Source organism: Pseudolactococcus laudensis, assembly GCF_013449735.1.
GTDB lineage: Bacteria > Bacillota > Bacilli > Lactobacillales > Streptococcaceae > Pseudolactococcus > Pseudolactococcus laudensis.
In genome coordinates this window covers 244,170-260,175 of sequence record NZ_JACBNY010000001.1, presented here as the reverse complement: position 1 = coordinate 260,175, position 16,006 = coordinate 244,170, and the positions used below count along the sequence as shown (strand labels likewise).

Below are 16,006 nucleotides of genomic sequence, written 5' to 3'. Positions count from 1 at the left end.
TCTAACTCGATGTCTAGTTTACATAATAATAGTTACCTCAATTTTTTACTCAATTATTACTATTATAGCACATTTCTAAAAGTCCTTTTGTAATAAATTGTCATATTCGTCATTAAAAATTCACGCATCTATCATATTAAGGTTAAAATTATCTGATAGAATAAAGAACATGAAAACTTATAACAGCAACACACACAACACACCAGCAAAACTGTCGATTAAAGCAGTAGCACTTCTAGCTGGCATACTTTTTACTAGCAGCCTATTCGTGACAAACCAATCAGCTAGCGCTGACCAAGTCACTTACACCGTTCAATCTGGTGATACGCTTTCAAGCATTTCAGAAAAATTCTATCATGACCAAACGCACGTTCAAACGATTGCTACAGCTAACAAAATAGATAACATCAGCCTGATTTACGTCGGACAAGAACTCAAATTCGATACAAATGCTAAGGCAAATAGTAAAGCATCCGCTACTACAAGTACAGTGACTAGCTCACCTGCTGCTGCCCCAGTCGCAGCTGTTGCACAACCTGCAGCAAGCATTTCGACCAACAACGGTTTTACCGCAAACTCAGCCAAAGAGGCGATCGCCATGACTGAGTCCGGTGGCTCTTACACGGCACAAAACGGACAATACTACGGTCGTTACCAACTGACATCGTCTTATCTCGGTGGTGACTTCTCGCCATCTAACCAAGAACGTGTCGCCGACGCTTATGTCGCTGGCCGCTACGGCTCGTGGGAGGCTGCTTGGCAGTTCCACCTTGCCAATGGTTGGTATTGATTCATCAACAACTGAAAACATATTGAACAAAAGCGTTTGAGGGCGCTTTTTTTGTTGCTTTCTTTGCTATTGTGTCTTGCATAATAGCTATCTTTTTGCTACTATTATGTTATACATAATAGCAAAGGAAGTGGTCATTATCGACTATATCAATGAAAGTCAACTTCGAAAAGGCATTGTTGAAGGGTTTCTACTCATGATTATCGGACAGTCAGTTGACCTGTACGGTTATGAAATTTCACAAAAATTTGCTGATATTGGGGTTGACGATGTGTCTATGGGGACAATATATCCGATTCTTACCAAGTTTGAGAAAAATAATTGGGTCACAACAGAAACTCGAAAATCTGACGAGGGACCAAGTCGCAAATACTATGCTTTATCAAAAGATGGAAAATTAGCAAAAACAGATTTTATTTCAAGATTTGGCACTTATATCGACATTTTTGAAAGTTTGAGGTAGAAAAATGACTAATCAACCGTATATAAAGCAATTAAAAACCGATACAGTTACTGCTCTAAATGCTTTAAACAAAGAAAACCAAGCCTTTGTTAGAAATTTGATGCTCTCAATGTATGGGGGCAATATTTTTAAAGATGAAACAGCGCTTGGCCTTAAACTAAATGAAATCATCAATGATTTTGCCCAAGCTGAACAAGATGGTCTGTCAGCTGAAGATTTTTTCGGTCATCAGCCTAAAAAGGCAAGTCAAGAAATTCTAGCCGCTATTCCTAATAAAAAAGTTAGCGATGTCATCAAAGATAATCTGTTGCTGTCTTTTCTCACGGTTTTCTTCGTTGCCTTTCTATCTAGTATCAGCACACGCACTATCAATGGCGTTGACCATGCTTATTTCTCAATTCTATCTACGATTTTGACACCTACGCTTATTGCTTTGTTAATCTATCTTGTTTTTAAAGTCATCAGTTTTACCGCATTTGCCAAAGATTTTTTAAAAATAATTGTCCTAGCTTGCTTAATCTTTGCTACACTCTATTTTATCGTCTTCCTCTTTGGACATCCTATTCACTGGCTGAGTTTTGAAGTGCCAATGTTTTGGATTGATTGCCAATTGATTGCTACATTGCTTTACCTGACAAGCGTGATTATCATCACCATATTAACAATTCGTAAAAGCAGAAAATCATCATCACTATAAGAAAGAAAGGAAGTATCAATGACAAAAACGAAACAACTCATGAAAAATCCTATCAGATTTTAAACTCCTTAACACCTGATAATGGTAAATTTTTCTTTGATTTGATGAGTTATTTACGAACAAAAGGATTTCTCAAAAATGCCTTAAGTCTTGAACTTAAAATCAATGAAATCGCAAATGATTTAAAAATCGCTGATTTAGAAGGTCTTTCAGCAGAAACTTTTTTCGGCAATCAGCCAAAAGAAACAGCACAGGAAATTCTAAAATCCTTGCCCAATGATAAGATCAGCCACCTATTCAAAACACATTTCTTACTCTTGATATCATTTTTAGGTACAATACTATTTATTTCTAGTACCTATACATATGAAATGAATGGCATCGACCATTATTATATCTCACTTTTAGCCGTCCTCATCATGACGATTTATTTGATTCTCTTTACCTTTATCATCACATCATCCATAATAAGTCATGGTGTCTTTAATCAAAAAATGCGTAGAAGAACGCATTACCTCATTTGGGTGGTTACGATGCTTGGTCTAATTATTCCGAGGCTACTTCATGTATTTCATCTTGATATTTGGCGCTATGAAATTCCTGCTTATTGGCAAGGCACTGCACTCAAGATTATCATGACCACTATTGTAGTCTACGTCATCCAGCAGTTTCCTATAGTTGAAATATTTAAAACGCGAAATAGATTTTAAAATATATAATTGTCTAACTTGCTTTATTTGACTGCATCATTATACTCAGAAAGAGTTTGAGTAAAGTAAATCCCTAAACTGGACTCAATATCCAAAATATAAGGAGCATTACAGAATGATTTCCGACATTAATTGAAACAGTTTATGACCTATTTCTGTATTATTTTTAGATAAATCGTAGAGTAGTAAGAAAAATACCAATTTCGTATTCTTTTGCCAAAACAATACGAAATCGGTAAAAATACAATGATTTCTCTATAAACTCGCACTCTTTCTACAATAGAAAAAAGAGAAAAGCAAACTCGCAGGTTTGCTTTTCTCTTTTGCTAACTAAGGACTTCTGTCCTAGCTTTTATTTATCATGATACAACTTCAAAATCCAACTCTTCATTCACCTGCAACTGCCCTGTTTTCTCCAAATAGGCAATCATCAGGTCTTGAATCGTCAAGCCTGTGTCTTGCACGACTTCTGCTGCTTTATAAGCATTGTACTCACCACCACCGACTGCTCGATAGTTATTGAGCGCAACACTCAGGACATCCGTGTCTTGAACTGGCTGACCTTGGTAAGTCAGCTCGCGCACACGACTGCCGACTGGCTGAGATACATCCAGTGTATAGCCCAGACCATAATAGAAATCGTAATTATAATGCTCCGTTTTCGGCACCAACCACTTAGGATTGATGACGATTTCTCCCGCCTCCAAGGCAAAATACTCGGCTGTCTTCTCAAGATTTTGCTTGAGTTGCTGACCTGTCACCTTCATCAGAAAAAGGGTATTATCATAAGGATAATTTCTCAGAATATCCCGGACTTTCACATCTTGCGGCAAATACAGAGTATTGTTATTCATGCTGACGATTGAAATATCAGCCCCTGTCGCAAGCCTTTGAACATGCGCGGTGAGCGCGAGGATCGCGTTGCTGGTTTGTGCCAAGTCTAGGTGACTTTGCACCGCAACTTCGGTATCGAGATGAACGATAGGTCTATCCAAGTAACGATTGACCTCAGTCTGGAGGTCGTCCAAGGCTGCTTTCAAGTCAGGAGATTGGTTAATCCCTGGCGTTTTCAGCTCACTTGTGATGCTCGGTTGTAGCGTATCGTCAAAATTAACGGCAATCTCAAAGTATTTGCGTGCCATGTTGGGTGGCTGCAAGGTATAAGTCCCGTGGACAGATTGCCCCTCGATTGTCGCGTGCTGATGTCCTGTTAAAAGGAGGTCAAAATCCAGTTCTTCTAGAAGTTGATAACCAACATTTTCGACGGTATCCGACAAGCGCTCACCTGTTGCCAAGTCAGACTCAAAGCCACCGTGATAAATCCCAACCACAAAGTCAACTTGAGGTTTCAAGCGCTCAAGCTCAGCTTTCATGGCTGGAAAAACTGGTGTAATTTGGATATCTGCGATATTTTCAGGATTTTCCCAGATATTAACATAGTCCGTGACAGCACCTATCAAGCCAATTTTCAAGCCATTGCCCAGTGTCTTTATCTGAGCTGGAAAGAGTTGCGCACCAGACTTGTCTAAGACATTGACCGCTGTGACTTGGGCATCTAGGTTTGAGAGATTTTCTTTTAGAAAATCAAAACCGTAGTTAAAGTCGTGATTGCCTAGTGTAATGACATCATAGCCACCGGCATTCATGACTTTAGCGATACCATTGTCAGACCGTTTTTGATTTTGAAAATAATTGATAAACGGTGAACCTTGGAAAATATCACCACCGTCAATGACGAGGGTATTCTCATCCTTATCAAAGTCAGCGATAGTCTGCATCAGCCCCATGCCTTGTGCCTCATCTGAGAGGTAATCGGTTGGGTAGAGATAGCCATGCACATCACTGGTATAATAAATCTTCATTTTTTTCATGAAAAGATTATCCTTTCAACAAATAAGACCGAATTTGATCAGAAATTTGCTCAATCACAAGGATTAAGACAAAGAGACCAATCAAGATAGAGCCAACCTGCGGCCACTTATAAGCACTCATGGCGAAAATCATTGGTGCACCGATACCGCCAGCGCCTACAAGCCCTAAAATACTAGCATCCCGCAAGTTCATATCCAAACGATAGAGCAAGATAGACAAGAAATCAGGCATGAGCTGAGGCATGACGCCAAATCGAATTTTTTGGAAGGGTGTTGCACCTGCTGCCTCCATGGACTCCAAAATCCCTTGGTCCAAGTCCTCAATGGTTTCAATGAAGAGTTTAGAAATCATCCCAATCGACATGAGGCCTAAAGTCAAAGCACCCGCAGATGGCCCAGGCCCTGTCACGCGGATAAACATTAAGCCGTAGACAAAAGGTGGAACAGTCCGCAAAGCCATGATGAAAAAGCGAATCACGTAGGCAACCCAAGCCGGCATCATATTGGTTGCTGATAAAAATGATAAAGGTATGGCGATAATCGCGCCAATTAAAGTCCCCAAAATGGCAATGGCAATGGTTTGGAGCAAGAGATAGCCGACGCCTGAAGTGTCAAGTGCAAAGAGGAATTTCAAGTCTGGGTGGAAAATCCCTTTGAAGATATTTCCTGCAATCGCAGTGCCTTTTTCTGACATTCCTGACATATTCATCACGGTCATTGACCAGACGAAGATGCCTGCTACAATAGCGAAAATCACCAGATAATACGGCCAACGACGAGGACTCTGTGCATATTTTTCTTTTATTAAATCTGTCATGTCATCCTCCTTAGGTCAGCTTACGACGAATCACTTGACTTACCAGTTCAATCGTCATCACGGTCACAAGTAAAGCAAGTAAAATCATGCCCACACTCGTATAGTCTCGATTATTTACCCGATCATTCAAAATCATCCCGATACCGCCGGCACCGACATAACCCAAAATCGCGGCATATCTGACATTTCCTTCAAAGTTAAAGAGGGTTGTTGACAGATAAATCGGCATAATTTGTGGCGCAATAGCAAAGGTGAAGGCTTTCAATTTCGTCGCCCCCATTGATTCCATAGCCTCAAAAGCTCCCATATCAACCGTTTCAATCACTTCAAACATTTGTTTACCCATGTAAGAAAACGAGAAGATGAAAATGGCAAGCGTTCCTGCAAAAGTGCCCAGACCAAAAATGTAAGTGGCGATTAAAGCTGTCACAAGCGTTGGTAATGTCCGCAGGAAGGTAAAGATAATCCGCACGATTTTATTAAACCAAACGTTATGTACGATGTTGCTGGATGCCAAAATCGCAAATGGAATCGCCAGAACACTCCCGAGAATTGAACCGATAAAACTCATTTTTATCGTGTCAAGCAAAGGTTTGATAACCTTAGGCAGGTAACCTGTATCTGGTGGTACCATTCTTTTCAGCATGTCAAAGAAATTCGAGCCGCGCTCGATGAGTGCTGAGAATTGGAAATTCGTAAATTTGATTGAGAAAATCAAGAGAGCTAGGAAAATGAGCCAAGCGATTGGTGTGCGCGTTGCTTTTTCATAAACGACCTCACCCGAGTCCAAGACTAATTTTTTAGGCTTGAAAATTTTATCATACATCCTAAGCCTCTTTTCTGTAAACATCATCTAAAATGTCTTGCGTCACGCTACTAGATGGCCCGTCGAAAACGATTCTACCTTTTTTTACAGCGATAATGCGGTCTGTATATTCAAGCGCCAACTCCACATGGTGGATATTAATCAAGACTGTTTTATTTAACTCTTGATTAATCCGTTTAAAATCATCCATGACTTCACGCGCCGTCACTGGGTCAAGTGCAGCTACCGGCTCATCCGCCAAAAGAATGTCAGCATCTTGAGCCAATGCTCGCGCTAAAGAGACACGTTGTTGCTGACCACCTGAGAGTTGGTCTGCGCGGATATAAGCCTTGTCAAGAATGCCCACACGATTTAAGGCATCAAGCGCTTTGAGTTTATCCTCTTTAGAAAAGAGACCAAAACAGACTTTTAGAAAAGACATATTAGGCACACGAGAGCTTAGGACATTACGGATAACAGATACACGTGGCACGAGATTATAAGACTGAAAAATCATCCCGACGTATTTGCGGAATTCACGCAGACCTTTGCCTTTTAGTTTGGCAACATCTGTATCATTGACGATGAGTGTACCTGTTGTGATATTATTTAAGGCATTAATAGTGCGGATAAGCGTTGACTTCCCAGCACCAGAGGTACCGATGATGCCCACAAATTCGCCTTGTTCAATTTCAAGATTGATATCTTCAAGACCGCGGGTACCGTTGGGGTAAACTTTTGAAACATTTTCGAACTTAATCATTTAGCTGATTGCTCCTTATTAGTAGGGGGATAAGATGACTGCTTTGCTAGTATCAACAGAGCGATGAAACTGTCCTAGACACGAAAAACAAACAGTCAACGCTTGTCTGACTGCTTGTTTTTTTGCGTTTTAGTTAGTCACGCTAATATCTAGCTTATTTAGCGTTTTTTTGCAACAATTGTTCTGCTGCAAATTCTGATTTATAATCAGATTCTTTTGCATCTTTGTATCCTTCATGTGAATAGACAGCAAGTACTTTTTTACCTTCGTCAGTTTTTGCCATGTCTTTAATCGCTGCTTGCAAGGCTTTTTGGAAGTCTGGTGTCATGATTTTAGACTCTTTTGAAACCAAGATTCCGTCGTTATAAATCGCTGGTGTGACACCGATAACGTTTGTTTCAGCCCAGATAGACTCTTTTTGACCGTAAGTTGATGTCCAAGCATCAGCGTAATCACGGCGTGCATCTGCATACATTGGTAATACATCGATTTGTCCTGAGGCAAGACGTGCCAAACCAGAACCATAAGAATCGATTGTCACTGTATGTGCTAAATCAGTCACTGTATGTTTGAAGTTGTCGTTTAACCAAAGTGAAGGATAAACATATCCTGCCGCTGAGGTAGTTGAAGAAAGTCCCCAGTTAGCATCTTTTAAATCATTCCATGTTAATTTTTCGCCAGCGTTGACTTTTTTAGCCAAGGCTTGACCTTTCTCAGATGGACCGGTAACTAAGATTGAACGGTAGCTTGTCGCTTGTTTATCCGTTGGCTCAGTCGCTTTACCATCATTCCAATCTTTAGCGTCACTAGAGTCTTTATTGAGACCCGCACGTGTCGCAGTCAAGATAACATTCACGTCGTCTTTATACAAAGCATAAGTCGAACCCGGAACACCGTAACCTACATCAGCAGCGCCAGAGGCTAAAGCCTCACCGACTGCCTCAAAGTTTGTGCCGACAGAGACATCAACTTTTTTCACATTGTAACCTTGTTTCTTCAGCTCATCTTGTAACAATGATGCCATAGGTTTCGTTGCGACAGCAATATCATCTGGGTTTCTAGAAGGGACAAACGAAATTTTCAAATCGTCAATTGTCTTATCTTCTGATTTTTTATCAGAAGATTTACTACCACAAGCTGCCAATGCTGCAACTGCAAACAAAGCAACACCTGCTGTAACGAGACCACGTGTCAATCCTTTTTTCATGAAAATGGATACTCCTCAATATTTTTTGCAACCTAAATATCAAAGACAATTCTCTGACATTTGACTACTTGTCTATTATATAATACTTTTGTCTTTTTGGTACCTTTTTTTAACTATTTCTTTTAATATTTTTCGAACAACTTTTCAAATAAATACATCTAAAGTGTTATTTTTTTGGCAGACAAAAAGAGACGATAACACCTTTTATTATAAAGCGTTTTCGTCTCTGTATCTTTGTTTTTTTATTTTGAAAGAGCTTATATTACAATTGATTGACAATTTCCGCTAAACGCATAGAATTACTGCCTTTAAGCAAGACTTGGTCAGCCAGTTTTAGCTCATTAAGCAAGTCTTGAGACAGGATATCATGTTCATCTTTTTCATCATCTTTACGGAAATATTTGACCGTTTCAGGTGGGAAAATTTCTTGAGCGAGCTGTGCTAAAGATAACATATTTTCCCCATAAAGATAGAGTAAATCTAGTTTTTCTGGATTAAGTGCGGTAATCATCTCTGCATGTAGTTGCGCCGTCTGATCGCCCAATTCTTTCATATCTGCTAAAACAGCAATTTTTCTACCTTCAGGATTACGTGCAATGGTTTGGAAAGTTTCTAAAATCAATCGCATAGCTGTTGGGTTGGCATTATAGACATCTGATAAAACATCCGCTCCATTGCTTGCTTTAAGCCACTCAACACGATTTTTAGTCAAGTTAAGACTTGCCAGAGCTTTCTTGATATGTTGTGGCGAAACACCTTCTAAAGTCCCGACATAGGCTGCAATCATGGCATTAGTCGCATTAAATTTCCCAGGAACTGGAATTGTCAAATCCTCATCTAAGAAATTAACGGTAAAGCTCAGGTGGTCTTTATGCTCATAAAGGGCTGTCAGGTGAATATCCGCGTCTGCACCAAACCGCGTGATTTTCTGATTTTCAGGTAAATAGGCGTTGATAATTTTATCTGCTGGAGCAATGAGTTCACCGCCATGGACCAGGCCGTCGATAATCTGCATCTTGCCTTCAGCTATTTTCTCGCGGGTGCCGAAAAACTCGAGGTGGCTTTCACCAATCAGCGTGATGACTGCTAGTTTTGGTTTGGCAAGAGTAGACAGTAAATGAATGTCGCCCATGTGGTCTTGACCCATTTCAAGCACCAGTTTTTCAGTGTCATCAGGCATGTGGAGAACGGTGTAGGGGAGGCCAATCTCGTTATTGTAGTTGCCCTGCGTTTTGTAGGTCTTGTAAGTCGTCGCAAGAATTTGCGCAGTCATATCCTTGGTCGTCGTCTTGCCGTTACTGCCGGTAATGGCGATGACATCAACCGCGGTTTTAGCTAGATAATATCGTGCTAAATCCTGAAAAGCCTGCTCAGTATTTTCAACTAAAATGTGAGGAAATGCCACATCTTGCTCTGAAAACGTGACAACAGCACCGTTTTCAAAAGCCGTTGGGATGAAGTCATGACCATCACGCGCACCCTTTAGGGGTAGGAAAATGTCGCCAGGCTTGATGAGCCGACTGTCGAACTCGATATTGCCAAGCACACGATTCTCATATTTTGAAACATCGTTTTGCGCCTTAACGGCGTCTGCTACTTCATGTAAGGTTAAATTCATAAGTACACCTGATTCTTTTTCATATCTTTTATTTTATCAAAAAAATGCCGAGATTACTCGACATTTATCATGCCTCAATCATGAGTAGACATAATTGACGCCTGAAATTAAAAATGAGCAGCTCACGCAATAGGTAACAACCCAAGGCATGATTAACTGCTCACAAGTGTCTAACAAACTTATTTCTTCTCTTTATAGCCTTGGTCTTCTAACAGTTTGATACTGTTTTTAAGACTAATACCTTTAGAAATATCACCACCGTCAGTTGATACGCCCACTAACTCTTTAGCTTTTTTCATATCAACTACCGTATAATCAATCTCGACTTTTTCGGTGACAGCATCTTCACCATAGGTTAGCTCATCTTTGACACCTTTGATATCATTGTATGACTTGAGAACATCTTTCAGGCGTTCTTTTGCCTCTTCTGCTGATTTAACGCCCATCGCGCTATAAGGAATAATATTTTCAGATGTTTGTTTTGTCACTTTGTCACCTTTAGCATAGTAAGTCAGAACGATTTTAACACCTTTTTCTTCTTTTTCGTAGCTTACTTTTTGTTCTTTAGCAGACATACTACATGCTGTCAAAACAAAGACACCGATAATGACGATAACAGATAGCAATCCTTTTTTCATTTTTTTCATACAGACTTCCTCCTAAATTTTATAACTTATTATAACATATTTTATTATATTTTTTTTATAAAATAAAAACTTTTCGAGGTATAAAATCCTTTAACCTTGCCAACTAAATTAAAAAGCTAGTCTTGCTTTTTTACAACACTAGCTCAAAACTTATTCTCAATCATGTTCAAGGCTTATTTCTTCTCTTTAAACCCTTGTTCTTTTAATAATTTAATACTGCTTTTCAGACTAACACCTTTAGAAAAGTCGCCATCATCAGTCATCGTACCCGTCAGTTCCATTGCTTTTGCCATATCTACAACCGTATAATCAACCACGACTTTTTCTGTGACAGAATCTTCACCGTAAACCAACTGGTCCTTGACGCCTTTGAGCTTATTATAAGACTTGGCAAGCTCTTCCAGTTGTTCTTTTGCCTCATCAGCAGTCTTAACCCCTATTTCACTATAAGGAATAATATTTTCAGACGTCTGCTTCGTCACCGTATCTCCCTTAGCATAATAGGTCAGAATAATTTTGACACCGTTCTCTTCTTTTTCCATCTTCACTTTTTGTTCTTTTGCGACAAGACTACAGGCAGTCAAAATGATTAAGCCAACAGCTACCGCAACGGATAGTAATCCCTTTTTCCACTTTTTCATAAACAATCCCTCCCAAAAAATTCCTTAACTCATTATACCACATCTATGACAATAAAATGATAAAATAAAGAAATTTAGCAGGAAATTTAACTTACTTGAAATTGGTTCTGACGAACAATCTAATAAGCTAGACAAAAGCTACATTTTTTGTACAATCTCTTTTGCCAAAACAATGCGAAACCAGTGAAAAATTCGCTGATTCTATTAGCAAAGCCATACAAAAAAAGAAAAGCAAACTGGCAGTTTTAAGTTCATTACCGAGTTTGATTTTCTCTTTTAGTGACTGAAGACTTTTGTCCTAGCCTCATTTTTATTTCATGACGTGATATCTGCTGCTACTTACAGTTCTTTACCATTACTTTTAATCACTTTTTGATACCAATCAAAAGAGTCTTTCTTACTGCGACTCAGTGTGCCTTTACCGTCGTTATCTTTATCGACATAAATCATACCATAACGTTTTTTCATCTCGCCAGTTCCGGCAGAAACCAAATCAATAAAGCCCCACGGTGTGTAGCCAAGTAAGTCAACCCCATCTATTTCGACGGCATCTATCATTTGTTCAATGTGGGCACGTAGATAAGCAATGCGATAGTCATCGTGAATCTTGCCATCGACAACTTCATCTACTGCACCAAAACCATTTTCAACAATAAACAATGGCAATTCATAGCGCTCGTTAAACCAGTTCATCACATAGCGTAAGCCAAGCGGGTCAATCTGCCACCCCCATTCGCTCGCGTCAACATAAGGGTTCCGAATCAACTCCTTCGCCTCGTCGTAATCAAAACCAGCACCATTATCCGTGTCTTTCACCGCAAAGCTCCTGTAGTAAGAAAAGCCAATGTAGTCCACTGTTCCTGCTGCCAAATCTTTTTTATCAGCCTCAGTGATGTCAAGTTTGAAACCACGACGCTTGAAGTAAGCCGTCAGGTAGCTCGGATAATGACCACGCGCATGCACATCGCTAAACCAGTAACGGCGCTGCATGGCAACCTGCGCCTTCATGATGTCCCGCGGATCCATGCTCGCCGGATAAATCGGACACATGGCAATCATACTCCCAATTTGAAACTCAGGATTGATGTCATGACCGATTTTGACAGCTTTCGCACTTGCCACAAGCTCATAGTGAGCAGCCTGATACATAACGGGTTCTCTATCTTCGTCGTCAGTAAATTTAAGCCCTGAATTTGTAAACGGTGCAAAATCTTCGGCATAGTTGGCTTGATTATTAATCTCGTTGAAGGTCATCCAATACTTGACCTTGTTTTTGTAACGTTTAAAGACAGTCTCCGCAAAACGAACAAAGAAGTCTATCAGTTGACGATTCCGCCAACCACCATATTCAGTCACCAAGTGATAAGGCATTTCAAAATGCGACAGCGTAATAACTGGCTCAATCCCATATTTCAGACATTCATCAAACAAGTCGTCATAAAATTGCAGACCTGCTTCATTAGGCTCTAGCTCATCACCGTTTGGAAAAATCCGTGTCCAAGCGATAGAAGTCCTAAAACACTTGAGCCCAAGTTCTGCAAATAAAGCCACATCTTCTTTATAGCGATGATAAAAATCAATTGCTTCATGATTGGGATAATTTTCATCGGGCAAGACACCATCTGTAATCCGGCGTGCCACACCATTAGCACCAACTGTCATAACATCCGCAACAGAAACACCTTTACCACCTGCTTGCCAGCCACCCTCAAGTTGATGTGCAGCGACCGCCCCACCCCATAAAAAATCATTTCTTAAAGTCATTTTTTCTCTCCAATAGTTTTTCTCAATAATTTACCAAGCGACTATTGACTAATCTCTTGCAAAAGTTTATTACAAGAGACTCAAATCATCGCCATTGCTTGTGATAACGTCTTTGTACCAATAGTAAGAATCTTTCGGAATGCGTTTCAGTGAACCTGTCATTGTTTCATCTTGATCAACATAGACGAAACCGTAGCGTTTTTGGTAGCCGTTGAGCCAGCTCAAAAGGTCGGTATAGCTCCAAGTGGTGTAACCGATGACGTCAACGCCGTCAGAAATTGCTTCTTTGATAGCTAGGACGTGTTTTTTCAAGAAGTCAATGCGGTAATCATCGTGGACTTGGCCGTCTTCTAGTTTGTCGTATTCGCCCAAACCATTTTCCGTGATGAGGATTGGCAAGCGGTAACGTGAGGCGATGCGGCGCAAGGCGATTCTTAAACCAACTGGGTCAATGGCCCAATCCCAGTTTGTCGTTTCAAGAAAAGGATTGGTCACACTTTTTTGTAGGCCAAGGATACCGGATGCTTTAGCCGTTCCTTTTTTTCCTGTCGTGTTCATCTGATAGCTGTCTTTATTTTCAACACCGCCATCAATTGGGTTCCAAGTATTCGTTCCGCTTTGATAGTAGTTCAAGCCCATAAAGTCAGGTTTGGCAGATTTGAGTAATTCAGCATCACCAGGTGCAAACTCAGGCGCCAGACCTCTTGCTTTCAAGTAATTCCAAGCAACGATTGGGTATTCACCGTAGGCATAAACATCCATCCAGAAGTGTGCACCCAATTCTTCAGCGTTTTCTGCTGCCAAAACATTTAAAGGATTTGAATCAAAAGCATATTGTGGTGAATAGGCAAATGAAGGGCCAATTTTACCGTCAATATTCATGTCATGAAATTTATTAATGACTGCCGCATTTGCCAAATTCGCATGGTGGTTAACTTGATAAAAAAGTTTTGGATCTTTTTTACCAGGTGGGTGTGTGGCAATTTGCCATCCCATGTGTGTGAAGATATTTTGCTCATTCAATGACACCCAGTATTTCACGCGATCACCATAGGCTTTAAACAAAGTCTCAGCATAGTTCACGAAATCTGGAATGATTTTGCGCGATTCCCAGCCACCGTAGGCATCTTGAAGTGCTTGCGGGAGATCCCAATGATAAATGGTCACCAAGGATTCAATCCCATTGGCTAATAGATCGTCAATTAAATCGCTGTAGAATTTCAGGCCCGCTTCATTCACTTCACCTGTGCCGTTTGGAAAAATACGTGTCCAAGCGATTGAGAAACGGTAGGCTTTCATGCCCATCTCAGCCATGAGTTTGACATCTTCTTGATAACGGTGGTAATGGTCAACGGCGACATTGCCATTGGTGCCTTTAAAAGTCTTGCCTGGAATGCGAACGAAATCATCCCAGACAGACAAGCCTTTCCCGTCTTCATCGTAAGCGCCCTCTACTTGATAGGCTGCAGATGCACTCACCCAAAGAAAGTCTTTGGGAAATGTTGCTAAATTTTTATGTTCCATGTAACTCCTTCGACATGCTTTGCAATTTAAATATATAGTGATTTAAAGAAAAAGTCAATGATCTCATGACTTTTCCTGTAGCTTTCAATGTGTTATATGATATTTCGATTCAATCAAGAAACTTGATGCTTAAACTTCTTCTTTTAGGCTGTTTGCCGCAACAACAAACGGGAACCAAATGGCAAATGTTGCTGCAAATGAGACAGCTGTTACAAGAATCGCACGCCAGTCAAAACCTGTCGCCATGAAAGCATTAAGAAATGGTGGTGTTACCCACGGCACTGACAAGACAACTGGTGAAACCAAGTGTAAGACTGTCGCAACATATCCGATCGTTACTGACACCATTGGTGCTAATAAAATTGGAATGAAGAAAAGAGAATTCAAAACTAATGGCATCCCGAACATAACAGGTTCATTGATATTGAAAATACCTGGGGCAACAGACAGTTTGGCAACTGTCTTATAGTCGTCACGTTTAGAGAACCAAAGGATAGCAATGATCAATGACAAAGTACCACACGTTCCACCGAAACTTGAATAGGCATCCCATGATCCGCGTACCCAAAGCGTCAAGAAATTTCCGTCGATTGCATGCGCTTTATCGATTGCACCTTTAGCGACAAGATCATTAACACCTTGTAAACCAACTTTATTGTAGACTTCCATATTGGCAAGTTGAAGTGGTCCCCAAATGCTATCTAGTACAGGTCCTAATACATTTGTGCCATGAATACCAAAGAACCAGAAAAGTGAGACGAAGAAAGTAACAATTAATACCGAAACAAGTGATTGTGATAAGGCTTGGAATGGTTCAGCGATATATTTACTGATCAAGAAGATCATATCGTTCCCAGTCCATACTTTGATAAAGTAGTAAACGATTGAAACAGCATAAACTGAAACAATTGTTGGGATGATAGCCAAGAAAGCTTTGGATACTGCTGGGGGTACTGAATCAGGCATCTTAATTGTGATATCAGCAAGCATGAGTTTGGCGTAAATAACGACAGCAACTCCTCCCATAAGGATAACCGCAAAGTAGGCGCCTGAATCCATATGAGCGACTGAAATGCCCATTTTCCAAGTTGCAATGCCCTGTGCTGCAATATTATTGTTAACTGTTGTCATCGCTTTTTCAGAAAGACCAGCAGTTGCTAACGACAAAATATTAGGCAGACCTGAAATTAACGCCGCAACCCCAACAATCCCACCAGCAAGTTCATTGACTTTGTACGCTTTCGAAAGGTTGTAACCCCATGAAAAAGCAAAAATAAGACCGATAACTGTCAAAGTCCCCTGACTAACAACATTCGAGATGCCAGCAAGTTGTTCAAAGACTGGTGTATGCGAAAGTGTCCAGGAACCATCAGATGCGCCACGTTGTACAAATTGTTGGACTGCAGCTGGTACTGTGCCAATCAGAACCGATATTAACGTTGCCATTGCCCCTACCATCGTCGCTGGCATCATACCAACGAATGAGTCACGCAGAGCAACTAAGTGTTTTTGCGAACCGATTTTTGCCGCGACTGGAACAAGATGCTTTTCCAACCAATATTGTAATGCATTCATAAATTATTCTCCTTTTATTTCATCAACTGACAAGCTTTACATTTAAAAAATGAACGAGTAGTCATCGTTTTCAGAGAAAAAACTAGAAGTATTTGGCAGCCCTGCCCTAATCTC

At 40.3% G+C, this 16,006-nt stretch carries 15 protein-coding genes; 4 read left to right on the top strand and 11 right to left on the bottom strand.

Annotation, left to right across the window (positions count from 1 at the left end):
- The first annotated feature begins 169 nt into the window (after positions 1–169).
- From apf to HZR21_RS01315, 4 genes are all read left to right on the top strand, one after another.
- Positions 170–790, top strand: a complete 621-nt coding sequence (gene apf / locus HZR21_RS01330; RefSeq protein WP_180745733.1) for an aggregation-promoting factor — start codon at positions 170–172, stop codon at positions 788–790.
- 106 nt (positions 791–896) lie between these two features.
- On the top strand, positions 897–1,253 hold the full coding sequence (locus HZR21_RS01325; RefSeq protein WP_180745731.1) for a PadR family transcriptional regulator: 357 nt from the start codon (positions 897–899) through the stop codon (positions 1,251–1,253).
- 4 nt (positions 1,254–1,257) lie between these two features.
- Positions 1,258–1,950 carry a hypothetical protein gene (locus HZR21_RS01320; RefSeq protein ID WP_180745729.1) on the top strand — a complete coding sequence of 231 codons (693 nt, stop codon included), beginning with the start codon at positions 1,258–1,260 and terminating at the stop codon, positions 1,948–1,950.
- A 101-nt stretch (positions 1,951–2,051) separates the two neighbouring features.
- Complete coding sequence (locus HZR21_RS01315; RefSeq protein WP_180745727.1) at positions 2,052–2,660, top strand: hypothetical protein; 609 nt, start codon at positions 2,052–2,054, stop codon at positions 2,658–2,660.
- Positions 2,661–3,019: 359 nt separating this feature from the next.
- Here HZR21_RS01315 and HZR21_RS01310 read toward each other — a convergent pair whose 3' ends face one another.
- From HZR21_RS01310 to HZR21_RS01260, 11 genes are all read right to left on the bottom strand, one after another.
- Positions 3,020–4,531: a bifunctional metallophosphatase/5'-nucleotidase gene (locus HZR21_RS01310; protein ID WP_180745725.1), complete on the bottom strand. Its 1,512-nt coding sequence runs from the start codon at positions 4,529–4,531 to the stop codon at positions 3,020–3,022.
- Positions 4,532–4,538: 7 nt separating this feature from the next.
- Positions 4,539–5,348 (bottom strand): phosphonate ABC transporter, permease protein PhnE, encoded by an 810-nt coding sequence (gene phnE, locus HZR21_RS01305; protein ID WP_180745724.1) that lies wholly within the window; start codon positions 5,346–5,348, stop codon positions 4,539–4,541.
- Between the two features lie 10 nt (positions 5,349–5,358).
- Positions 5,359–6,174: a phosphonate ABC transporter, permease protein PhnE gene (gene phnE / locus HZR21_RS01300; protein ID WP_180745722.1), complete on the bottom strand. Its 816-nt coding sequence runs from the start codon at positions 6,172–6,174 to the stop codon at positions 5,359–5,361.
- A gap of 1 nt (position 6,175) precedes the next feature.
- Positions 6,176–6,916 (bottom strand): phosphonate ABC transporter ATP-binding protein, encoded by a 741-nt coding sequence (gene phnC, locus HZR21_RS01295; protein ID WP_180745720.1) that lies wholly within the window; start codon positions 6,914–6,916, stop codon positions 6,176–6,178.
- A 154-nt stretch (positions 6,917–7,070) separates the two neighbouring features.
- Entirely contained in the window at positions 7,071–8,123 is a 1,053-nt protein-coding gene (locus HZR21_RS01290) for a phosphate/phosphite/phosphonate ABC transporter substrate-binding protein (RefSeq protein WP_180745718.1), read from the bottom strand.
- Between the two features lie 262 nt (positions 8,124–8,385).
- The gene (locus HZR21_RS01285) at positions 8,386–9,741 is read right to left on the bottom strand and encodes a UDP-N-acetylmuramoyl-tripeptide--D-alanyl-D-alanine ligase (protein ID WP_180745716.1); all 1,356 of its coding nucleotides are present in this window, start codon (positions 9,739–9,741) and stop codon (positions 8,386–8,388) included.
- Between the two features lie 179 nt (positions 9,742–9,920).
- Entirely contained in the window at positions 9,921–10,388 is a 468-nt protein-coding gene (locus tag HZR21_RS01280; RefSeq protein WP_003138912.1) for a YehR family lipoprotein, read from the bottom strand.
- 173 nt (positions 10,389–10,561) lie between these two features.
- Positions 10,562–11,029: a YehR family lipoprotein gene (locus HZR21_RS01275; protein WP_180745714.1), complete on the bottom strand. Its 468-nt coding sequence runs from the start codon at positions 11,027–11,029 to the stop codon at positions 10,562–10,564.
- 339 nt (positions 11,030–11,368) lie between these two features.
- Entirely contained in the window at positions 11,369–12,793 is a 1,425-nt protein-coding gene (locus HZR21_RS01270; RefSeq protein ID WP_180745712.1) for a 6-phospho-beta-glucosidase, read from the bottom strand.
- 69 nt (positions 12,794–12,862) lie between these two features.
- Positions 12,863–14,317 (bottom strand): glycoside hydrolase family 1 protein, encoded by a 1,455-nt coding sequence (locus HZR21_RS01265; protein ID WP_180745710.1) that lies wholly within the window; start codon positions 14,315–14,317, stop codon positions 12,863–12,865.
- Positions 14,318–14,446: 129 nt separating this feature from the next.
- Positions 14,447–15,892, bottom strand: coding sequence for a PTS sugar transporter subunit IIC (locus HZR21_RS01260; RefSeq protein WP_180745708.1), 1,446 nt, complete (start codon positions 15,890–15,892; stop codon positions 14,447–14,449).
- Between the last annotated feature and the right edge of the window lie 114 nt (positions 15,893–16,006).

What these genes read in the sequence shown, in the direction of transcription:
- HZR21_RS01275 (WP_180745714.1), bottom strand. Translation starts at nt 11,029, where the DNA reads ATGAAAAAGTGGAAAAAGGGATTACTATCCGTTGCGGTAGCTGTTGGC.
- HZR21_RS01280 (WP_003138912.1), bottom strand. Translation starts at nt 10,388, where the DNA reads ATGAAAAAAATGAAAAAAGGATTGCTATCTGTTATCGTCATTATCGGT.
- HZR21_RS01265 (WP_180745710.1), bottom strand. Translation starts at nt 14,317, where the DNA reads ATGGAACATAAAAATTTAGCAACATTTCCCAAAGACTTTCTTTGGGTG.
- HZR21_RS01285 (WP_180745716.1), bottom strand. Translation starts at nt 9,741, where the DNA reads ATGAATTTAACCTTACATGAAGTAGCAGACGCCGTTAAGGCGCAAAAC.
- HZR21_RS01270 (WP_180745712.1), bottom strand. Translation starts at nt 12,793, where the DNA reads ATGACTTTAAGAAATGATTTTTTATGGGGTGGGGCGGTCGCTGCACAT.
- apf (WP_180745733.1), top strand. Translation starts at nt 170, where the DNA reads ATGAAAACTTATAACAGCAACACACACAACACACCAGCAAAACTGTCG.
- HZR21_RS01290 (WP_180745718.1), bottom strand. Translation starts at nt 8,123, where the DNA reads ATGAAAAAAGGATTGACACGTGGTCTCGTTACAGCAGGTGTTGCTTTG.
- phnE (WP_180745722.1), bottom strand. Translation starts at nt 6,174, where the DNA reads ATGTATGATAAAATTTTCAAGCCTAAAAAATTAGTCTTGGACTCGGGT.
- HZR21_RS01310 (WP_180745725.1), bottom strand. Translation starts at nt 4,531, where the DNA reads ATGAAAAAAATGAAGATTTATTATACCAGTGATGTGCATGGCTATCTC.
- phnE (WP_180745724.1), bottom strand. Translation starts at nt 5,348, where the DNA reads ATGACAGATTTAATAAAAGAAAAATATGCACAGAGTCCTCGTCGTTGG.
- phnC (WP_180745720.1), bottom strand. Translation starts at nt 6,916, where the DNA reads ATGATTAAGTTCGAAAATGTTTCAAAAGTTTACCCCAACGGTACCCGC.
- HZR21_RS01260 (WP_180745708.1), bottom strand. Translation starts at nt 15,892, where the DNA reads ATGAATGCATTACAATATTGGTTGGAAAAGCATCTTGTTCCAGTCGCG.
- HZR21_RS01325 (WP_180745731.1), top strand. Translation starts at nt 897, where the DNA reads ATGTTATACATAATAGCAAAGGAAGTGGTCATTATCGACTATATCAAT.
- HZR21_RS01320 (WP_180745729.1), top strand. Translation starts at nt 1,258, where the DNA reads ATGACTAATCAACCGTATATAAAGCAATTAAAAACCGATACAGTTACT.